This window comes from [Enterobacter] lignolyticus SCF1 (assembly GCF_000164865.1).
Classification (GTDB): Bacteria; Pseudomonadota; Gammaproteobacteria; order Enterobacterales; family Enterobacteriaceae; genus Enterobacter_B; species Enterobacter_B lignolyticus.
The window spans coordinates 1,613,061-1,632,571 of record NC_014618.1; the positions used below are offsets into that span (position 1 = coordinate 1,613,061).

Sequence of the window (19,511 nt, forward strand, 5' to 3'; positions counted from 1 at the left end):
GTTTCGGCGTTTCTTTTCTGGATGCAGGACGATTTGTCAACAATGTGTTAATATGGATGTGAAATAATTGTGAAGCACTTTGCTTCCGGGGAAAAAGCGTGAGTACATTACAACTTTCCATCGTTCACCGACTGCCGCAGAACTATCGCTGGTTGGCGGGTTTTGCAGGTTCAAGAGTTGAACCGATTCCGCAAAACGGCGCTGACGGTGATAACAGCCTGGTGGCGCTTAAACTGTTGAGTCCGGACGGCGATAGCGCATGGCCGGTCATGCAGAAACTCAGCCAGGCGCTCAGCGATATCGCTGTTGATAGCTCGGTGCTGGAGTGCGAGGGCGAACCGTGCCTGTTCGTCAACCGTCAGGACGAATTTGCGGCAACCTGCCGCCTGAAAAACTGCGGCGTGGCGATTGCGGAACCGTTTTCCGGCAATAACCCTTTCTGACCGTCAGCTCAACTCCAGTAACTGGCGAGTGTAAGCCTGCGCCGGTGAATCAAACACGCGCCGACAATCGCCCTGTTCCACCACCTCTCCCTGGCGCAGCACAATGACCTGATGGCACAGCGAACGCACCACATGCAGATCGTGGCTAATGAAAATGTAGGCCAGACGGTGCTTTTGCTGCAGCGTCTTCAGTAGCGTGAGGATCTGCGCCTGCACGGTGCGGTCAAGCGACGAGGTCGGCTCATCCAGTACAATTAGCTGCGGTTTGAGGATCAGCGCCCGGGCGATGGCGATGCGCTGGCGCTGTCCGCCGGAGAATTCCGCCGGGTAACGCCAGCGGGTTTCGGGGTCGAGCCCCACCTCCTGCATCACGCGCACCACCTCTGCTTCGCGCTGGGCCGGCGTTAGCGTCGGCTGGTGCACGCGCAGGCCTTCCTCAACGATTTGCAGTACGTTCAGGCGCGGGTTAAGCGACGAGTTAGGATCCTGAAACACGACCTGGATGCGGTGGCGCAGCGGCAGCATCTGCTGGCGGTTGCGCCCCTGCAGCGGTTCGCCGTCGAAGACCATCTCGCCCTGAGAGGCAATCAGGCGCAGCAGAGCAAGCCCGGTGGTGCTTTTTCCCGACCCGGACTCGCCGACCAGCCCCAGCGTTTCTCCTGCCCGCAGGGTAAAGCTCAGGTTTTTCACCACCAGGTTGTTATCCACAATGCGACGCAGAATGCCCCGACGTACCGGAAACGATACCTGCAGATTTTCCACCCGCAGCAGCGGAGCGCTGTTATCCGTAAGCGGCACCGGGTCGCCCGAAGGCTCGCTGTTCAGCAGCTTCACGGTATAAGGATGCTGCGGGCTGGCGAACAGCGCGCTGGCGCGGTTCTGCTCGACGCGACGACCGTTTTGCATCACCGCGACGTTGTCCGCCAGACGACGGACAATGCTGAGGTTATGGGTGATAAACAGCAGCCCCATATTCAGCTCGCGCTTGAGCTCGCCCAGCAGCTGCAGAATCTGCGCCTGCACGGAAACATCCAGCGCGGTGGTCGGCTCATCGGCAATGAGCAGCTCCGGCCGGGTGAGCAGCGCCATGGCGATCATCACGCGCTGGCGCTCGCCGCCTGAAAGCTGGTGCGGGTAGTCCGTCAGCCGCTCCCGGGCGCGGCGGATGCCGACGCGATCGAGGCAGTCGAGGATCTCCGCGCGCGCCGCTTCCTTGCGCATGCCGCGATGCAGCGACAGCACTTCGTACAGCTGCTTTTCAAGGTTATGCAGCGGGTTGAGGGAAACCATCGGCTCCTGGAAAATCATGGCGATGCGGTTGCCGCGAATACCGCGCAGGGTGCGTTCGTCCGCCTGCAGCAGCGACTGTCCGTGAAAGCGGATGTCGCCGCCCGGGTAGCTGACCGGCGGCGACGGCAGCAGGCGCAGGACCGACAGCGCCGACACGCTTTTGCCGGAGCCGGACTCGCCGACCAGCGCCAGCGTTTCACCGGCGTCGACCTGCAGCGAAAGGTCGCTGACCACAATGCGCTGCTGCCCCTGGGCGGTAAACGCGACAGACAGGTTATCAATAGCGAGCAGTGGCTGGGTCATCTTATACCGCCTTACTGGGGTCAAAGGCGTCGCGCACCGCTTCGCCGATGAAGATCAGCAGCGACAGCAGTACCGCAACGGATAAAAAGGCGGCGATACCCAGCCAGGGCGCCTGGAGGTTGTTCTTCCCCTGCAGCAGCAGTTCGCCCAGCGACGGCGATCCGAGCGGTAAACCAAAGCCGAGAAAGTCGAGCGAGGTCAGGGTGGTTATCGAACTGCACAAAATAAAAGGCAGAAAGGTCAGCGTCGCCACCATGGCGTTGGGCAGCATATGGCGGAAAATAATGCCCCGATCGTTGACGCCGAGCGCCTGGGCGGCGCGAATATAGTCGAAGTTACGGGTGCGCAGAAACTCAGCGCGCACCACGCCAACCAGCGCCATCCAGCCAAAAATGACCGTAATCGCCAGCAGCCACCAGAAGTTGGGCTGCACCACGCTTGAGAGCAGAATAATCAAAAACAGGGTGGGCATTCCCGACCAGACTTCGATAAAGCGCTGCCCCCAGAGATCTATCTTACCGCCGTAGTAGCCCTGAATCGCGCCCGCCATGACGCCCATCACGCTGGAAAACAGCGTCAGCATCAGGCCGAACAGCAGTGAGATCCGCGTGCCATAGAGGATGCGCGCCAGCACGTCGCCGCCGTTGGCATCCGTCCCGAGCCAGTTTTGCCGCGACGGCGGTGACGGGAAGGGGCGGTCGGTGGCGAAGTTAATGGCGGTGGCGCCAAAGCGGACGGGCGCCCAAAGCACCCAGCCGTTGTCGTTCAGCTGTTTTTGCAGCCACGGATCCTGATAGTCAGCGGCGGTGGCAAACTCGCCGCCGAAGGTTTTTTCGCTATAGGTTTTCAGCGCCGGAAAGTAGAGGCTGCCGTGGTACTGCACCAGCAGCGGGCGATCGTTGGCGATAAGCTCGGAAAAGAGGCTACAGACAAAAATCAGCAGAAAGAGAATAAGCGACCAGTAGCCGCGGCGGTTATGGCGAAAACGCGCCCAGCGGGCCTGGTTGACGGAGCTTAAGCGAATCATCAGCGGCCCTCAAAATCGATGCGCGGATCGACAAGCGTATAGCAAATATCGCTGAGGATATTCAGCAGCAGGCCAATCAGGGTGAAAATGTACAGCGTGCCGAACATCACCGGGTAGTCGCGGGAGACGGTCGCTTCATAGCCGAGCAGCCCGAGGCCGTTCAGGGAAAACATCACCTCAATGAGCAGCGATCCGCTGAAAAACATACTGATGAAGGTGGCGGGAAAACCGGCGATGACCAGCAGCATGGCGTTACGGAAAATGTGCCGCCAGAGTATATTTTTCTCACTGACCCCTTTTGCCCGCGCGGTGACAACATACTGCTTGCGGATCTCATCAAGAAAAGAGTTCTTGGTCAGCATGGTGAGCGCCGCAAAGCCGCCAATCACCGTCGCCAGCACGGGCAGGGTGATGTGCCACAGGTAGTCGGTGATTTTTTGATACCAGGGCAGGGTGGCGAAATTCGCCGACACCAGCCCGCGCAGGGGAAAGAGATCGTAATAGCTGCCGCCGGCAAAAACCACAATCAGCACGATGGCGAACAGGAACGCCGGAATGGCATAGCCGATAATGATGAACGCGCTGCTCCAGGTATCAAAGCGGCTGCCGTTAGACACCGCCTTACGTATGCCAAGCGGAATGGAGACCAGATAGATAATCAGCGTGCTCCAGAGTCCTAGCGTAATGGAGACCGGCAGACTCTCTTTAATCAGCTGCAGCACGCTGGCGCTGCGAAACAGGCTGTCGCCAAAATCAAACCGCAGGTAGTCCCACAGCATGGTGACGTACCGCTCGTGAATCGGTTTATCAAAGCCGTAGCGGTGGGTGATTTCGGCGATCACCTCCGGATCCAGCCCGCGGCCGCCGCGGTACTGGCTTTCGCTGATGTTGCCGACACCGGTTCTGGCGTGCGATGCGCCCATCCCTTCGACACCCGCGCCGGGCAGGCTGCCTTTATTGCCGAATTCGATGGCGGCAATCGCCTGGTCGACCGGGCCGCCGGGGGCTATCTGGACGATAAAAAAGTTGATGGTGATAATGGCCCACAGCGTTGGGATCACCAGCAGAAGTCGACGAATCAGGTAAGCGCCCATGTTCACTCCTTAACGCTTGTCCGCAGGCAGCTTCGCCGCTTTGTTGACGTCATACCACCAGTTATCAAAGCCGAGAGAGTAGATGGGCCGCACGGCGGGGTGGGAGAATTTATCCCAGTATGCCATGCGGTCTGCGGCCATATACCACATCGGCAGCTGGTAATAGTTCCAGGTTAGCACGCGGTCCAGCGCCCGTCCGAGCGGCAGCAGCTTCGCCTTATTGCCCTGCCAATGGATCATCTGCGCGATCAGATTATCGATGACCGGGCTGCTGACTCCCGGGGCGTTGTAAGACGAGTTGATATAGGCCGAGGACCACGAAATTTGCAGGTCGGAGCCGCTGGGCCACGGCATGGCGCGCCACAGGGTCGGCATCATGTCGTAATCCCGGCTGCGCATCCGGTTGGTGAGCTGAGAGATATCTACCTGACGAATATCCATCGTCACCCCGATACGCTTCAGGTTGTGCTGAAACGGCATCACCCACTGGTTATTCCCGGCAGAAGGCAACAGCAGCTCAAAACGCAGCGGTTTGCCAGTGCTGACGTTAACCCGCTGTTGGCCCTTCAGCACCCAGCCCGCCGCCGTCAGCAGCCTGTCGGCTTCGAGCAGATTGTCGCGGTCAAAGCCGTTGCCGCTGGAGACCGGCGGCTGATAAACAGAGGTAAAGACCTCCGGCGGCAGATCCTTTTTCATTGGCGCCAGCAGGGTGAGCTCGTCGGCATCCGGGTAGCTGCGCGCCGCGTATTCCGTGTTCTGAAAATAGCTGTCGGCGCGGCTGTAGGCGCCGTAAAACAGCGCCTTATTCATCCATTCGAAATCAAACGCCAGCCCGATGGCTTTGCGTACGTTACGGTCGGCGAACACCGGGCGCTGAATGTTGAACGTCAGCCAGCGCGTATCCTGCGCCGACTGGCTTTTCTCTTCTTCTTTCACGATAAAGTGGTTGCTGAAGTTTTTACCGATATAGCGCGTGGCCCAGTTTTTGGGGCTGCTTTCGGTGCGAAAATCAAACGCCCCGGCTTTAAACGCTTCGAACGCGACGTTATCGTCCAGATAGTAGTCATAGCGGAGGGTGTCGAAATTCCAGCGCCCGCGGTTTACCGGCAAATCGGCGGCCCAGTAGTCCTTCACCCGGGAATAAATGACGTACTGACCCATCTTCCAGCGGGTGATTTTATAAGGGCCGTTCGCCAGCGGCGGGGTGGAGAGCGGATCGCTAAGCTTGTGGTTGCGCCAGTACTTCTCCGGCATCACCGGTAAAGAAAACAGGCTCAGCATGTCTTCTTTGCTGGGTTTCGCAAGCTCAATACGCACGGTCAGCGGCGCAATGGGCTTCATCGTGGCGCCTTTAAAAATCAGGCGAAACTGCGGTACGCCCTCGGTCATAAATTTGTGAAACGTAAAGGCGACATCGCTGGCGGTAATCGGCGTACCGTCGTGGAAACGCGCGCGCGGGTTGATGGTCACTTCCGCCCAGGAAAAATCAGCGGCGTACCGCGCCCTGTCGGCAATCAGCGGATAGTAGCTGCCGGGCTCATCGTCGGAGGTGGTAAACAGCGAGTCGTAGAGCGATTCGGTACGAACGGCCGCATTGCCGCGCAGGGCAAAGCGGTTAAAGTTATCGAAGGTGCCGATAGCCGCGAGCGTCACGCTACCGCCTTTGGGCGCGGCCGGGTTCACATAGTCGTAATGGTTGAAGTTATACGCGTACTTCGGCTCGCCGATGACCGAAAAGGCATAACTTTCTTTGATAGTCTGTGCGTGTCCCGCTGCGCTGAACAGCGCAACCATCAGCAAACCTACGCGCGCAAAAATCTTCAGGATGCGTTCCTTCTGTTGTCATGTCCGGCTGGCGGCCCCGATGTTCTGAATAATAAGGGAGGCTCAGGTCGTTGGGAAATATTTCGCAGGTTCGCGGTGCGCTTGCTGCAGCTTTTCCAGCGTCAGCGGGCGGCTTATCCAGTATCCCTGCAAGAAATTAACCCCATGCTCGCGCAGCCAGGCCGCCTGTTCAGGTGTTTCAACGCCCTCGGCGACGGTGACCAGCTTCATGCGTCTGGCGAGGGTCAGCACCGCGTCAAGCACCGGCGACGTGACGGTTTCGGTGCCGATGGCGTTAATAAAGCCGCGATCGATTTTGATGTAGTCAAAGGCGTAGCGCTCCAGGTAGATAAGCGCGCTGTGGCCGGTACCGAAGTCGTCGATGGCAATCTCATACCCTTCGTGATGCATCCACTCGAACAGCTTCATGGCCAGATGCTGGTTCAGCATGTCGCGTTCGGTAATTTCGAGCACCAGCTGGAAATAGTTGGCGGGCAGCATCGCGGAAAAATCGCGCAGATCCTGCTGAAAACTCTCGGCGTGCAGGTGGGCCGGGGCGATGTTGATGCCAAGCTTGGCGCCAGGGGGCAGCATTTTTTTCAGCGCCGGCGCGTCCCTGGCGATAAGCTCAAACAGGTGGCGCGTTAGCGGCACGATAAGCTGCTGCGCTTCGGCAAAGTTGATAAATGCGTCTGGCGGGATCTCCCCGGCGGTCGGATGGTTCCAGCGCATTAGGACCTCAACGCCGCGAATCTTCATGGTTTCGGATTCCACCACCGGCTGGTACACCACATAAAACTGGCCGCGCTTAATGGCCAGCGTAATCTCTTTGCCCGGGCGCAGGCGAACCGTCAGCACGTAGTAGCACAGCAGTCCGGCGAGCAGGCCGCACACGGCGCCCAGCAGCAGCGCGTACTGGATATTATCGATGGACCACTCATCGCCATAAACGTTGAGCGTCAGAGGGATGCCGCTGACCTGGGCGCTGCGAACGGGTGAGGCACGCAGCGTTTTGACGTCGACCGGACGGGTGCTGTAGGTCGATATCGCGGTGCCGTTGGCCACCAGCGAGATGCCGCTAAACTGATTCAGACGCGAGGAGTACAGGATGACCGGCATCAGGTTGGCGTTAATTGAGGTCAGAATACCGCGGTTTTCCAGCAGCGGGCTGCGAACCCAAAGCAGAAAGGCGGGGCGGTTCGGCATCATCGGCGTTCCGGGTACGATACGCAGATCCAGCGCCTTGCTGGCGTCAATCTGGGGCACCAGCTCCTTCAGCGGAACGTCCATTTTGCCCGTGGCGGAGGAGCAGACGGCGTGGCCGTCGCTCACCAGCAGGAACGCGCGCACGTTAAGGCTAAACGCCGCCCGGGAGGTAAGCTCCGCCGAAACCTGCTCGCATGGGCTCATGGTCAGCGGCTGGAGCGTATCAATCGTCGTCAGCAGTTCGCCAAAATAGCCGTCAAGGTACTTCTGCAGGTCGTGCGTAATCGTATCGAACTGCTCGGTTCGCTTATGGTGAGAGATCATAAACTGCACGCTACTGGCCAGAAACGCGATGGCGATCCCCAGCGCCAGGCTAAGAAAAAGAATGCGACGGCCAACAGAGAAGTAGCGGGTGAACATACAGGTGTCTTATCCGTGATATTTAACGCTTAAATTAACGGCCAGAGGGCAATTTATATTATCTTCCAGCATAGCCTGGCGAACGGCCATAGTGGGGATGGCGCAGGATGAAAGGCAAAAAAAAGCACTGCGCAGGCAGTGCTTTTATTCTGAATCATGCCGTCAGCCAAGGGAAAACCGACGGCAAGATATGCATCAGGAACGGCTCAGTACGCGACGCGCTTCGTTATAGCGCTTGTTCCAGTACGGCTCGTCCATACTTGAGATCGTCACACCGCTGCTGGTGGAGGCATGAACAAACTGGTTATTACCAATGTAGATGCCGACATGACGCCCGGTTGACCCGGCGCGGAACAGCACTAAATCACCGGTACGCAGCTGGGTTCGCTTAATTGAACGCCCCATTTCCTGCTGCTCAGAGGTAGAGCGCGGCAGTTCCATGCCAAACTGGTCACGGAAGGTGCGCTGTACGAAAGCTGAACAGTCGATGCCGCGTCTGGTGTCGCCGCCGAGACGGTAACGAACGCCTTTCCAGCTCGCATATTGTTCCATCAGGCGCGATTTCACGTCGAGATTACGCACCATGGATTCAAATTCATCCTGAGAGGCTTGCAGTGAAGAAGGATCATCCATTCCCACAGCATGCGTCTCAGAATGCATATTCTTTGCGGTATTGGTAGAACTACATGCAGAAAGCAGTACCGCTACTGCTATTGCGGGAATTGCCCGCAAGACGTATCTCAAAATTGGTTGAGATTTGACCATTTTATTTATTTTCCCTTGAAGTCCTTAACGATAAACACCGTTATAAAAATGCCAAACGTGACGAGACTAAATACCTGCCCACAATGAGACAATTGCTTAGGTTCAAAATTGTGCACCATCGCACAAATTTATTTACCCTTCGAATAATTTAACTCTGTCAGGCAAAACGAGAACGAGGTTACCCGATCGATGCTGGCTTGGCGAGCGCTTTTCCGCGTTTTTTTATAAGAAAATGTGATACAGAAAGTGACAAAACGGCAAAGCCCAAAATAGCGTCAATTTCGCGCGGAAATTAGCCAATCCTTTAAAATCTAACGCGATCATTGTGTCAGGAAGATGACGAAACGAATAAAAAAACGGCAGAGATAGTTCAGCGAAAGAAAACTATCCCTGATGGATACTGTTAATTTGTGTTGGGTGATTGTTTGATTTTTGTTGCTGATTGCGGCGAGAAACGATCGAGCAGGGTGATAATGCCGTCGCTCAACGGCGTCGTCAGTATCCACGCTATACCGGGAGTCTGGGGCAAAAATGCAAAAACCACAAAAATAATCAGGGAAACAAGAAATATCTGATGGTCAAAATATCAGCAGATAAAGAGGGCGCAATTAAGCGCCCCTTGCTGTCAGCTGACCCGCAGTTTCAACAGCGCGGCTTGCAGCATATTCCAGTCGGTATCGCCGTCGTTAATCAGTTCAATTCGGCTGTCAGGCGGCGCGACATTTTGCGTTTCGATATGCAGATCCATTCCCTGGCGGTTAATTCGCACCAGGCCTTCCGCAATACGCATAACGCCTTTTACCCGTGAAACCGGCGCCAGCCGCGCCCATTCAAGCAGGCCGATGGTGTCAAACTGGGTATCGGCGTCGAAAATCCAGCCGCAGGCAACGTAGCCCTGACCACGGTTAACGCTGCGTCGCCAGCGCTGGTGGCCCGGCAGGCTTAACGCCGCCAGTCCCCTGTTCGACGGATGGCCGTGGGCGTGGGCGGCGCTTTCCGGCAGCGGCGCGAGGTTGCGGCGCGGAAGATTCAGCAACCCGCCGTCAATATTGCCCTGGGTCGCCTCCACGCGCAGGCGTTCGCCGCCGTAGGTTTGCCACCACTGCGCGAACGCCTGCTGGCTTTCCGCCGTCGCTTTATCCTGCTTGTTGGCGACGATGACGTCGGCGGCGGCAAGCTGATCGCGGAAATTGTCATTGCTGACGATTTTTTCATCCAGCAGCTGGCGCGGGTCGAGAACGCACAGCGTGGCGCGCAGGTCGATCCACGGTTCGTAGACCGGCGCGGTCAGGATATCGAGAATTTGTTTCGGATGCCCAAGCCCGGTAGGCTCGATCAGCAGGCGATCGGGCTTGCCCTGACGTAGCAGCGTGTTCAGACCCACCTGCATCGGCAGGCCGTTGACGCAGCACATACAGCCGCCGGGGATCTCTTTGAGCAGCGCGCCGCTATCGGCCAGCAGGGCGCCGTCGATGCCGACCTCACCGAACTCATTCACCAGCACCGCCCACTTTTCATTAGCCGGTTTTGTCGCCAGTAAATGCAAAATGGAGGTGGTTTTGCCGCTGCCAAGAAAGCCGGTAATCAGGTTAGTGAGCGTCACGGAAACTCCCGATGAGGTAATTGTAATAATGTAACAGGTGTGACCTATCCTGACGAAAAAAGGGAGAAAAGAGAAGTTTTTAATGCGGACAGAGAGGGAATCTGTCCGCTAAACGGCAGGAATTGTTAAGAATTCAGGGCGCCGCTCACCGCCCGGCGGGCGCCGTTGCGGGTCAGCATAGCCCAGGCGCGCTGCACGGCGGCGGTGAAGTCGGCGTTCTGCGCAAGGTCAGCGCCGAAAATTTCCGTCAACGACAGCAGGGCGGCCACGCGGTCCTCGGGCTGGCTGGCCGCCACCCGCTGGCGGATTTTTTCGACCAGCGGATCGCGCACGTCAATGGCGTCGCCGCGTTCGTCCACCCCGCTGACGTAGCGCATCCAGCCCGCGACGCCCAGCGCCAGCAGCGGCCAGTCGCTGCCGCGCCGCAGGTGAATCCGGATACTCTCCAGCATGCGCTGCGGCAGCTTCTGGCTGCCGTCCATGGCAATTTGCCAGGTCCGGTGCTTAAGCGCCGGGTTGGAGAAGCGGGCGATGAGGCTGTCGGCATAGTCGCTGAGGTTGACGTCTTTGATATCAAGCGTCGGCGCCTGTTCCTGCATCATCAGACGCTGGGCGGCGCGGCGGAAGTCATCATCCTGCATACAGTCGCTGATGTGCTCATAGCCCGCCAGGTAGCCCAGATACGCCAGAAATGAATGGCTGCCGTTGAGCATTCGCAGCTTCATCTGCTCCCAGGGCAGGACGTCTTTCACCATCTGTACGCCGGCGGTTTCCCACGCCGGGCGTCCGGCGACGAAGTTGTCCTCAACCACCCACTGAATAAACGGCTCGCAGCTCACCGCGCAGGGGTCCTCCACGCCAAGGACCTGCGCGATTTCAGCGAGCGATTCCGGCGTTGCCGCAGGCACAATGCGGTCGACCATGGTGCCGGGAAAGCTGGCGTGCGCGGCTATCCACTGCGCCAGCTCCGGCGAGCGCTTTGCCGCCATGCCGAGAACGGCGTTTTTAACCACATGGCCGTTATCGGGAATGTTATCGCAGGACAGGACGGTGAACGGCGGCAGACCGCGTTCACGGCGGCGGGCCAGCGCTTCCACCAGAATTCCCGGTGCGGAGCCTGGCATCGTCGGGTTTTCGAGATCGTGAAGGATGCGCGGCTGCGTGGCGTCCAGCTGGCCGGTGGCCGGGTCGATGCAGTAGCCTTTTTCGGTGATGGTCAGCGAGACGATGGCGACCTGCGGCTCGCAGAATTTTTCAATAATGGCGGCCAGCGAGTCGAGCTTTGCGTTCAGGCACTCGTGCACGGCGCCGACCACAATCGCCCGGTTACCGTCGGCGCCTTTTTCCAGCACGGTATACAGGTGGTCCTGCTGGCGCAGCTGGCTCATCAGTACATCGCCGCTGAACAGGCTGATTTCGCACAATCCCCAGTCGCCGCCCGCGGCGTTGAGTACCCGGTCCGTCAACAGCGCCTGGTGGGCGCGGTGGAAGGCGCCGAAGCCGAAGTGCACAATGCGCGAGCGCAGCCGTTGGCGGTCATACTGCGGCAACTGAACGGTATCCGGCAGGGCGGCGGTGGCGATAGTCTTCATTATATAAACACCTATATAACCATTAATTAACAATGTCAGTGTAAAGTTATATGACAACAAATTAAATTGGTGTGCCGTATTTATCCGGGTAATGTGAGCTGGATCAATCAATGTGGCGGGGCTGTTTGACCATTACGCAGAAGCATGTATGGTAGTCGTCATAAAGTTCGCTATTATTGGTATAACAACTTAAGAGGTGTGGCGATGGAACAAACCTGGCGTTGGTACGGACCGAACGATCCGGTGTCTCTTGATGATGTGCGTCAGGCTGGCGCGACCGGTGTTGTCACTGCACTGCACCATATCCCTAACGGCCAGGTCTGGCCGGTTGACGAGATTAAAAAACGCCAGGCGCTGCTGGCGGAAAAGGGGCTGACCTGGTCGGTGGTTGAGAGCATTCCGGTGCACGAAGAGATCAAGACCCGTTCCGGCGACTATCAGATCTGGATTGCCAACTATCAGCAGAGCATTCGCAATCTGGCCGAGTGCGGCATTGACACCGTGTGCTACAACTTCATGCCGATCCTCGACTGGACGCGCACCGATCTGGAGTATCAGCTGCCGGACGGCTCAAAAGCGCTGCGTTTCGATCAAATCGCCTTTGCCGCGTTCGAGCTGCATATTCTCAAGCGCGAAGGGGCGCAGGCGGATTATACGGAGCAGGAGCAGCGTCAGGCGCTGGAGTACTTCAACGCCGCAAGCGCCGCCGAAATTGAAAAACTGACCCGCAACATTATTGCCGGTCTGCCGGGCGCAGAAGAGGGCTACACGCTGGATCAGTTCCGCCAGCGTCTTGCGGAGTATGACAACATCAGCAAAGATCAGCTGCGCGAAAACATGGCGGTGTTCCTGCGGGCGATTGTGCCGGTCGCTGAAGAAGTGGGCGTACGCTTGGCGGTGCATCCCGACGATCCGCCGCGCCCGATCCTCGGCCTGCCGCGCATTGTCTCAACCATTGAGGATATGCAGTGGCTGAAGGAGACCGTCGACAGCATCAACAACGGGTTCACCATGTGCACCGGCTCTTACGGCGTACGTGCGGATAACGACCTGGTGAAGATGATTGAGACCTTTGGCGATCGTATTCACTTCACCCACCTGCGCGCGACCTGCCGTGAAGACAACCCAAAAACCTTCCATGAGGCGGCGCATCTGACGGGCGATGTCAACATGGTGGCGGTGGTGAATGCCATCCTGACCGAAGAGCAGCGCCGGAAGAACACAGGCGACCTGCGTCCGATCCCGATGCGTCCGGATCACGGGCACCAGATGCTTGACGATCTGAAGAAAAAAACCAACCCGGGCTATTCGGCGATTGGCCGTCTGAAAGGGCTTGCGGAAGTGCGAGGCGTGGAGCTGGCGCTGAAGATGACCAAATTCCCGGATCTGCTGTAACCACGGCGGCTATCCGGCGGGAATAAAAAAGGACGGCATGCGCCGTCCTTTTGGCTTTTTATCAGTCCGCACGTCCCATATAGCGCTTCTCTTCAATATGGATGCGAATCTTCTCGCCAGTGGTCAGGTATTCCGGAACCTGGATCACCAGGCCGGTGGTCAGGGTCGCCGGTTTGGTGCGGGAGCTTGCGGAAGCGCCCTTAATGCCCGGCGCGGTTTCGACGATTTCGAGATCAACGGTCTGCGGCAGTTCGAGCGCCAGCAGCTGGCCGTCCCAGGTCAGCACCTGCATGTCCGGCATCCCGCCTTCCGGGATGAACTGCAGCTCTTCTTCAATCTGGTCTTTGGTGAAGGTATACGGCGTATAGTCTTCTTTATCCATGAACACGTATTCGTTGCCGTCAACGTAGGAGAAATCGACGAAACGGCGGGTCAGGGTCACGGTATCAAGGATATCGTCGCCTTTAAAACGCTCTTCCACTTTCAGCCCGGTACGGACATCGGAAAAACGCATTTTGTACAGCGTTGCTGCGCCGCGGGCGCTCGGGGACTGAATATCAATATCTTTAACAATCAGCAGCTTGCCGTTGTAATTCAGTACCATACCTTTTTTAATTTCGTTCGCTCTTGGCATTGCAGTAATCCTGTTTAACAGAAGTCAAAAATATCGCGTCAAAGTACTCGCGCCGGCCCTTTCAGGCAAGCGGAATTCGCGGGTTTTGCGAAAAGGTGATAAGGTGCTCTGCCTGACTGACGAGAGACCCATCATGGATTGTCGCCCGGACTGTGGCGCCTGCTGTACCGCGCCTTCAATCTCCAGCCCGATTCCGGGAATGCCCAACGGCAAACCGGCAAACACGCCCTGCATTCAGCTTGATGCGCAGCAGCGCTGCCGGATATTCGGCTCGCCGCTGCGGCCAAAGGTCTGCGCCGGGCTTCAGCCGTCAGCGGACATGTGCGGCGCGTCGCGTCAGCAGGCGATGGCGTTCCTTATTCACCTCGAACGGCTGACGACGCCCTAAACGTCCTTGATCCGCAGTAAACCGACGCTGGTGAAAACGCACATCGCCAGCGCAATCCAGAACACCGCATGATAGCTCCAGATTTCGGCCACGACGCCCGCCAGCGACCCGGCGATTATCCAGCCGACGCGGGTGGTATTAGTATATAACGTTGTCGCGGCCCCGGCCTGGCCCGGCATCAGATCCTGAAAATAGAGCATGCCGATCCCGGCGAGGATCCCTATATAGATGGCGTTGAGCGCCTGCATAGCCAGCAGCAGGGCCGGGGTATGCACCGTCAGCATGCCGATATAGAAAAACAGCCCCGCCACCACGGCGATACGCATCAGAAAGCGCTTACCAAAGCGTTTTGCATAATACCCGGCGATGAGCATGGTCGGAATTTCCAGACCGGCCGCGGTGCCCATCATCATCCCCGCCAGCTTCTCCGGCAGGTGCAGCTCGTTAATGATAAACAGCGGCATATTGATGATGTACAGACTGTTGGTGCCCCACATCAGCGTGCAGATGATAAACAGCAGCAGGGCATCGCGACGGTTGGTGCGCGGCGCTTCAAGATGTCTGGCCGTCGCCGCGGGCGTTTTGCGCATACTGGGCAGGAACATCCATACCATCGCGCCGCACACCACAAACGCGACCGCCGCGCTCAGGTACATCACCGTAAAACCGAACCCCATCGCCAGCGCGTAGGCCAGCGGCGGGCCAATCACCCACGCAAGGGAAACCTGCGCACGCAGAATTGAGCTGAACATCACCGCTTCGCGGCCGGTTTTATCCGCATGTTCGCGGGCCAGCGCAAACATCTGCGGGTTGGCGGTAGAGCCGAAGCTGCTCAGAAAGACGCCGACGAACAGCAGAACAAAATAGCTGCGGTTCCAGGCAAACAGGATGCAGGCGAATACGCCGAGCAGGCAGCAGAAGACGATAAGGTGCTTGCGGTCGCCCTGGCGGTCGGAACGTCCGGCCAGAAACTGGCTGACCAGAATGCCGATGATGGCGCTGCCGGTGAAGAAAAAGCCGACCATCGCCGGGCGGACATGCACTTCATTGGTCAGGAACAGGCTTAACGTCGGCGTCTGTAGCGCCCCGGCGATGCCGGTCAGAAAAGCCACGATTAAAAACGCCGTTGACGTTAGATCAAACCCACGCGGGGAGGCGGCAGCGGTTGTGTTAGGCATGTCGATGAATCAGTCACTCAGAAAGAGGCTGGAGTGTACGCTGGCCGTCTGCAAATAAACAGTTGTTCATATCAATATCCGCACAAAAAAATCAAAATAGCATTTCATAATAAATTACCGTTTAGCTGAAGCTGCTGAACGAGGCGGCTGAATTTGCCTTAAGCGTCAGCAATGCGCATGGGGCTGATAACAAAATGTGCAGTACATCTAACTTCTGTAATCAAAAAATCAACTTTTCTTGCACATCGTACGAATAAGTCACAGACTTCTTGAAACGTTTCAGCGTCATCGGCATATTGTCCATACATGAAGGTGGCGCTTTTTTTCTCATGTTGGCTGAAACGATTCAATTCAGCGAGAGAGGAGAACCATGTTCCAGTTATCTGTGCAGGACATTCACCCCGGTCAGCAGGCCGGGAATAAAGAAGAGGCGATTCGCCAGGTGGCGTCAGCGCTGGTGAGCGCCGGCAACGTCGCCGAAGGCTATCTGGCCGGTATGCTGGCTCGCGAGCAGCAAACCTCCACCTTTCTTGGCAACGGTATTGCAATCCCTCATGGCACCACCGAGACCCGCGATCAGGTGCTGAAAACCGGCGTGCAGGTTTACCAGTTTCCGCAGGGTGTCGCCTGGGGCGAAGGGCAGACCGCGTATGTCGCGATCGGCATCGCCGCAAGCTCCGATGAGCACCTTGGCCTGCTGCGTCAGCTGACGCACGTGCTGAGCGATGATGCCGTTGCTGAACAGCTGAAAACCGCCGTCACCGCGGAAGAACTGCGCGCGCTGCTGATGGGCGAAAAGCAGAGCGAGGCGCTGAAGCTGGATAACGACACGCTGACCCTTGACGTTGTCGCCAGCGATCTGGTGACGCTGCAGGCGCTGAACGCCGGACGTCTGAAAGAGGCGGGCGCGGTCGATGCCGCGTTTGTCGCCAGCGCCATCACCGAGCGGCCGCTGAATCTGGGGCAGGGCATCTGGCTGAACGACAGCGCGCAGGGCAACCTGCGTAGCGCCATTGCCGTCAGCCGCGCCGCAGGCGCATTTGACGTTGACGGTCAACCGGCATCGCTGCTGGTGACGGTGGCGATGGCCGACAGCCAGCCGGTGACGGTGCTGAACCGCCTGAGCGCGCTGCTGCTGGACAATAAAGCTGAACGCCTGCTGAAGGCGGATGCGGCAACGCTGCTGGCGCTGCTGAGCGGCGATGATGTTCCGACGGACGATGTGCTGAGCGCGGAGTTTGTCGTGCGCAATGAGCACGGTCTGCACGCCCGTCCGGGCACCATGCTGGTCAACACGATTAAACAGTTCAACAGCGACGTCACCGTCACCAACCTTGACGGCAGCGGCAAACCGGCCAACGGGCGCAGCCTGATGAAGGTTGTGGCGCTGGGCGTCAAGAAAGGGCACCGCCTGCGCTTTACCGCGCAGGGCGACGATGCTGAACGCGCGCTGAACGCGATTGGCGAAGCCATCGCCTCTGGTCTTGGGGAGGGCGCGTAATGAGCAGACGTGTAGCTACTATTACGCTTAATCCGGCCTATGATCTTGTTGGGTTCACCCCGGAAATTGAGCGCGGCGAAGTGAACCTGGTGCGTACCACCGGTCTGCACGCGGCGGGTAAAGGCATCAACGTGGCGAAGGTGCTGAAGGATTTAGGGATTGACGTTACCGTGGGCGGTTTCCTCGGTAAAGATAACCAGGACGGATTTCAGCAGCTGTTCAGCGAGTTGGGCATCGCCAACCGTTTTCAGGTGGTGCAGGGCCGTACGCGCATCAACGTCAAGCTGACGGAGAAAGACGGTGAAGTCACCGACTTTAACTTCTCCGGTTTTGACGTCACCGCCGCGGACTGGGAGCGCTTTGTTAATGACTCTCTGACCTGGCTTGGGCAGTTCGATATGGTCTGCGTCAGCGGCAGTCTGCCGGCAGGCGTCAGCCCGGAAGCCTTTACCGACTGGATGACCCGCCTGCGCAGCCAGTGCCCGTGCATCATTTTCGACAGCAGCCGCGAAGCGCTGGTGGCCGGTCTGAAAGCTGCGCCGTGGCTGGTGAAGCCGAACCGTCGCGAGCTGGAGATCTGGGCAGGCCGTAAGCTGCCGGAAATGAAGGATGTGATTGATGCCGCCCATGCGCTGCGTGAGCAGGGCATCGCGCACGTGGTCATCTCGCTGGGCGCAGAAGGCGCGCTGTGGGTGAACGCGTCCGGCGAATGGATCGCCAAACCGCCGTCGGTTGAGGTCGTGAGCACCGTAGGCGCAGGGGATTCAATGGTTGGCGGCCTGATCTACGGCCTGCTGATGCGCGAATCCAGTGAACATACGTTACGTCTGGCGACCGCGGTGGCGGCACTGGCCGTGAGCCAGAGTAACGTTGGTATTACCGATCGTACCCAGTTGGCCGCGATGATGGCGCGTGTTGACTTACAACCCTTCAACTGACAGCAGGAGAGGCATAATGAAAACGCTGCTGATTATCGATGCCGGGCTCGGCCAGGCACGCGCCTATATGGCGAAGACCCTGCTGGGTGCGGCTGCGCATAAAGCGCGCCTTGAAATGACCGATAACCCAAACGATGCCGAACTGGCTATCGTGCTGGGCACGGCGCTGCCTGCGGACAGCGCGCTGAACGGCAAACAGGTGTATCTCGGCGATATTAATCGCGCCGTCGCGCACCCGGAGCTGTTCCTGAGCGAAGCGAAATCCCATGCCGCGGTGTACAGCGCGCCGGTTGCGGTCGCCGCGCGGCCAGCCGGCGGAAACGGTCCAAAACGTATTGTGGCCGTCACCGCCTGCCCGACGGGCGTTGCGCATACCTTCATGGCGGCAGAAGCGATTGAAACCGAAGCGAAAAAACGCGGCTGGTGGGTGAAAGTTGAAACCCGCGGCTCCGTGGGCGCGGGGAATGCGATTACGCCGGAAGAGGTCGCTCAGGCCGATCTGGTGATCGTCGCGGCGGACATTGAGGTCGATCTGGCCAAGTTCGCCGGTAAACCGATGTACCGCACTTCCACCGGCCTGGCGCTGAAGAAAACGGCGCAGGAGTTTGAGAAAGCGCTGGTGGAAGCCGCGCCGTATCAGCCGTCCGGTAACGCGCAGGCGGCGAAAGAGGGCAAAAAAGAGGCGGGCGGCGCCTATCGCCATCTGCTGACCGGCGTCTCCTATATGCTGCCGATGGTGGTGGCGGGCGGTCTGTGTATCGCGCTTTCCTTTGCCTTTGGCATCCAGGCGTTTAAAGAGCCGGGGACGCTGGCGGCGGCGCTGATGCAGATCGGCGGCGGTTCCGCATTCGCGCTGATGGTGCCGGCGCTGGCGGGCTATATCGCCTTCTCCATTGCCGATCGTCCGGGTCTGACGCCAGGTCTTATCGGCGGTATGCTGGCGGTGAGCACCGGTTCCGGATTTATCGGCGGGATTATCGCGGGCTTCCTTGCGGGCTACGTCGCAAAAATGATCAGCACCAAAGTGAAGCTGCCGCCTAGCATGGAGGCGCTGAAGCCCATCCTGATCATTCCGCTGTTTTCAAGTCTTATCGTGGGACTGGCGATGATTTACCTTATCGGTAAACCGGTCGCCGGGATCCTCGAAGGCCTGACCCACTGGCTGCAGACTATGGGTACGGCAAACGCCGTCCTGCTGGGCGCTATCCTCGGCGGTATGATGTGTACCGATATGGGGGGGCCGGTGAATAAAGCCGCCTATGCGTTTGGCGTCGGCCTGCTGAGTACGCAAACGTACGCACCGATGGCGGCCATCATGGGCGCCGGTATGGTGCCGCCGCTGGCGTTGGGGCTGGCGACTATCGTCGCGCGTCGTAAGTTCGACAAAGCGCAGCAGGAAGGCGGTAAAGCCGCGCTGGTGCTGGGCCTGTGCTTTATCACCGAAGGGGCGATTCCGTTTGCGGCGCGTGACCCTATGCGCGTTCTGCCCTGCTGTATCGTCGGCGGCGCGGTAACGGGCGCCATCTCCATGGCGATTGGCGCGAAGCTGATGGCGCCGCACGGCGGCCTGTTTGTTCTGCTGATCCCGGGCGCGATTACTCCGGTGCTCGGTTACCTGCTGGCTATTATTGCCGGTACGCTGGTTGCCGGTCTCTCCTATGCGGTGCTGAAGCGTCCGGAAGAAGAGGCTGTAGCGAAAGCGGCCTGAGTTCATCCTCCGTATCACCAGGGGCAGAGTTGACTCTGCCCTTTTTTATTTCCCCCCTTAATGTGCTTTCCATCCCAATTTTTTTGCTGAGAACAAACTGTATCGGTAAAAAATTGTGATTCTGTTCATATTCATTTCACAATCCTGCCGGTGATCCCTTTACTTTGTTTTTGTCCGCTATAGATTAAACACATGTTCACAT

16 protein-coding genes are annotated in these 19,511 nt (G+C 58.2%); 6 read left to right on the forward strand and 10 right to left on the reverse strand.

From position 1 onward, the window contains the following. Window positions 1–98 precede the first annotated feature (98 nt). A complete protein-coding gene (locus ENTCL_RS07585; protein ID WP_013365527.1) occupies window positions 99–443 on the forward strand; it encodes a YejG family protein in 345 nt (114 codons plus the stop codon). 3 nt (window positions 444–446) lie between these two features. Here the strand turns inward: ENTCL_RS07585 and yejF are convergent, their stop codons facing one another. From yejF to ENTCL_RS07625, 8 genes are all read right to left on the reverse strand, one after another. After that, window positions 447–2,036: a microcin C ABC transporter ATP-binding protein YejF gene (gene yejF, locus ENTCL_RS07590; protein WP_013365528.1), complete on the reverse strand. Its 1,590-nt coding sequence runs from the start codon at window positions 2,034–2,036 to the stop codon at window positions 447–449. A 1-nt stretch (window position 2,037) separates the two neighbouring features. Beyond that, window positions 2,038–3,063, reverse strand: coding sequence for a microcin C ABC transporter permease (locus tag ENTCL_RS07595; RefSeq protein ID WP_013365529.1), 1,026 nt, complete (start codon window positions 3,061–3,063; stop codon window positions 2,038–2,040). Next, window positions 3,063–4,157: a microcin C ABC transporter permease YejB gene (locus ENTCL_RS07600; RefSeq protein WP_013365530.1), complete on the reverse strand. Its 1,095-nt coding sequence runs from the start codon at window positions 4,155–4,157 to the stop codon at window positions 3,063–3,065. The genes ENTCL_RS07595 and ENTCL_RS07600 overlap by 1 nt, the downstream gene beginning before the upstream one ends. A gap of 9 nt (window positions 4,158–4,166) precedes the next feature. Next, on the reverse strand, window positions 4,167–5,975 hold the full coding sequence (locus ENTCL_RS07605) for an extracellular solute-binding protein (RefSeq protein ID WP_125452004.1): 1,809 nt from the start codon (window positions 5,973–5,975) through the stop codon (window positions 4,167–4,169). A gap of 69 nt (window positions 5,976–6,044) precedes the next feature. Beyond that, window positions 6,045–7,607 carry a cyclic di-GMP phosphodiesterase gene (locus ENTCL_RS07610; protein WP_013365532.1) on the reverse strand — a complete coding sequence of 521 codons (1,563 nt, stop codon included), beginning with the start codon at window positions 7,605–7,607 and terminating at the stop codon, window positions 6,045–6,047. A 195-nt stretch (window positions 7,608–7,802) separates the two neighbouring features. Continuing rightward, window positions 7,803–8,372, reverse strand: coding sequence for a bifunctional murein DD-endopeptidase/murein LD-carboxypeptidase (gene mepS / locus ENTCL_RS07615; protein WP_013365533.1), 570 nt, complete (start codon window positions 8,370–8,372; stop codon window positions 7,803–7,805). 625 nt (window positions 8,373–8,997) lie between these two features. After that, on the reverse strand, window positions 8,998–9,975 hold the full coding sequence (locus tag ENTCL_RS07620) for a CobW family GTP-binding protein (RefSeq protein ID WP_013365534.1): 978 nt from the start codon (window positions 9,973–9,975) through the stop codon (window positions 8,998–9,000). Window positions 9,976–10,100: 125 nt separating this feature from the next. Next, entirely contained in the window at window positions 10,101–11,567 is a 1,467-nt protein-coding gene (locus ENTCL_RS07625) for a mannitol dehydrogenase family protein (RefSeq protein WP_013365535.1), read from the reverse strand. 204 nt (window positions 11,568–11,771) lie between these two features. Here ENTCL_RS07625 and uxuA point away from each other — a divergent pair, with 204 nt between their 5' ends. Then, window positions 11,772–12,962, forward strand: a complete 1,191-nt coding sequence (uxuA, locus tag ENTCL_RS07630) for a mannonate dehydratase (RefSeq protein WP_013365536.1) — start codon at window positions 11,772–11,774, stop codon at window positions 12,960–12,962. A gap of 61 nt (window positions 12,963–13,023) precedes the next feature. On the opposite strand, the gene yeiP is transcribed toward uxuA, so the two are convergent. Beyond that, on the reverse strand, window positions 13,024–13,596 hold the full coding sequence (gene yeiP, locus ENTCL_RS07635) for an elongation factor P-like protein YeiP (RefSeq protein ID WP_013365537.1): 573 nt from the start codon (window positions 13,594–13,596) through the stop codon (window positions 13,024–13,026). Between the two features lie 133 nt (window positions 13,597–13,729). On the opposite strand from yeiP, the gene ENTCL_RS07640 reads away from it, so the two are divergent. Further along, window positions 13,730–13,984: a YkgJ family cysteine cluster protein gene (locus ENTCL_RS07640; RefSeq protein WP_013365538.1), complete on the forward strand. Its 255-nt coding sequence runs from the start codon at window positions 13,730–13,732 to the stop codon at window positions 13,982–13,984. Here the strand turns inward: ENTCL_RS07640 and setB are convergent. Next, window positions 13,981–15,162: a sugar efflux transporter SetB gene (gene setB, locus ENTCL_RS07645; RefSeq protein ID WP_013365539.1), complete on the reverse strand. Its 1,182-nt coding sequence runs from the start codon at window positions 15,160–15,162 to the stop codon at window positions 13,981–13,983. The two genes, ENTCL_RS07640 and setB, sit on opposite strands and share 4 nt — an antisense overlap. A 370-nt stretch (window positions 15,163–15,532) precedes the next feature. On the opposite strand from setB, the gene fruB reads away from it, so the two are divergent. The 3 genes from fruB to fruA are packed head-to-tail and all read left to right on the forward strand — an operon-like array spanning window position 15,533 to window position 19,309. Further along, window positions 15,533–16,663: a fused PTS fructose transporter subunit IIA/HPr protein gene (gene fruB, locus ENTCL_RS07650; RefSeq protein ID WP_013365540.1), complete on the forward strand. Its 1,131-nt coding sequence runs from the start codon at window positions 15,533–15,535 to the stop codon at window positions 16,661–16,663. Next, window positions 16,663–17,601, forward strand: coding sequence for a 1-phosphofructokinase (fruK, locus tag ENTCL_RS07655; protein WP_013365541.1), 939 nt, complete (start codon window positions 16,663–16,665; stop codon window positions 17,599–17,601). Before fruB ends, fruK begins: the two co-directional genes overlap by 1 nt. 16 nt (window positions 17,602–17,617) lie before the next feature. Next, a complete protein-coding gene (gene fruA, locus ENTCL_RS07660; RefSeq protein WP_013365542.1) occupies window positions 17,618–19,309 on the forward strand; it encodes a PTS fructose transporter subunit IIBC in 1,692 nt (563 codons plus the stop codon). Window positions 19,310–19,511 lie beyond the last annotated feature (202 nt).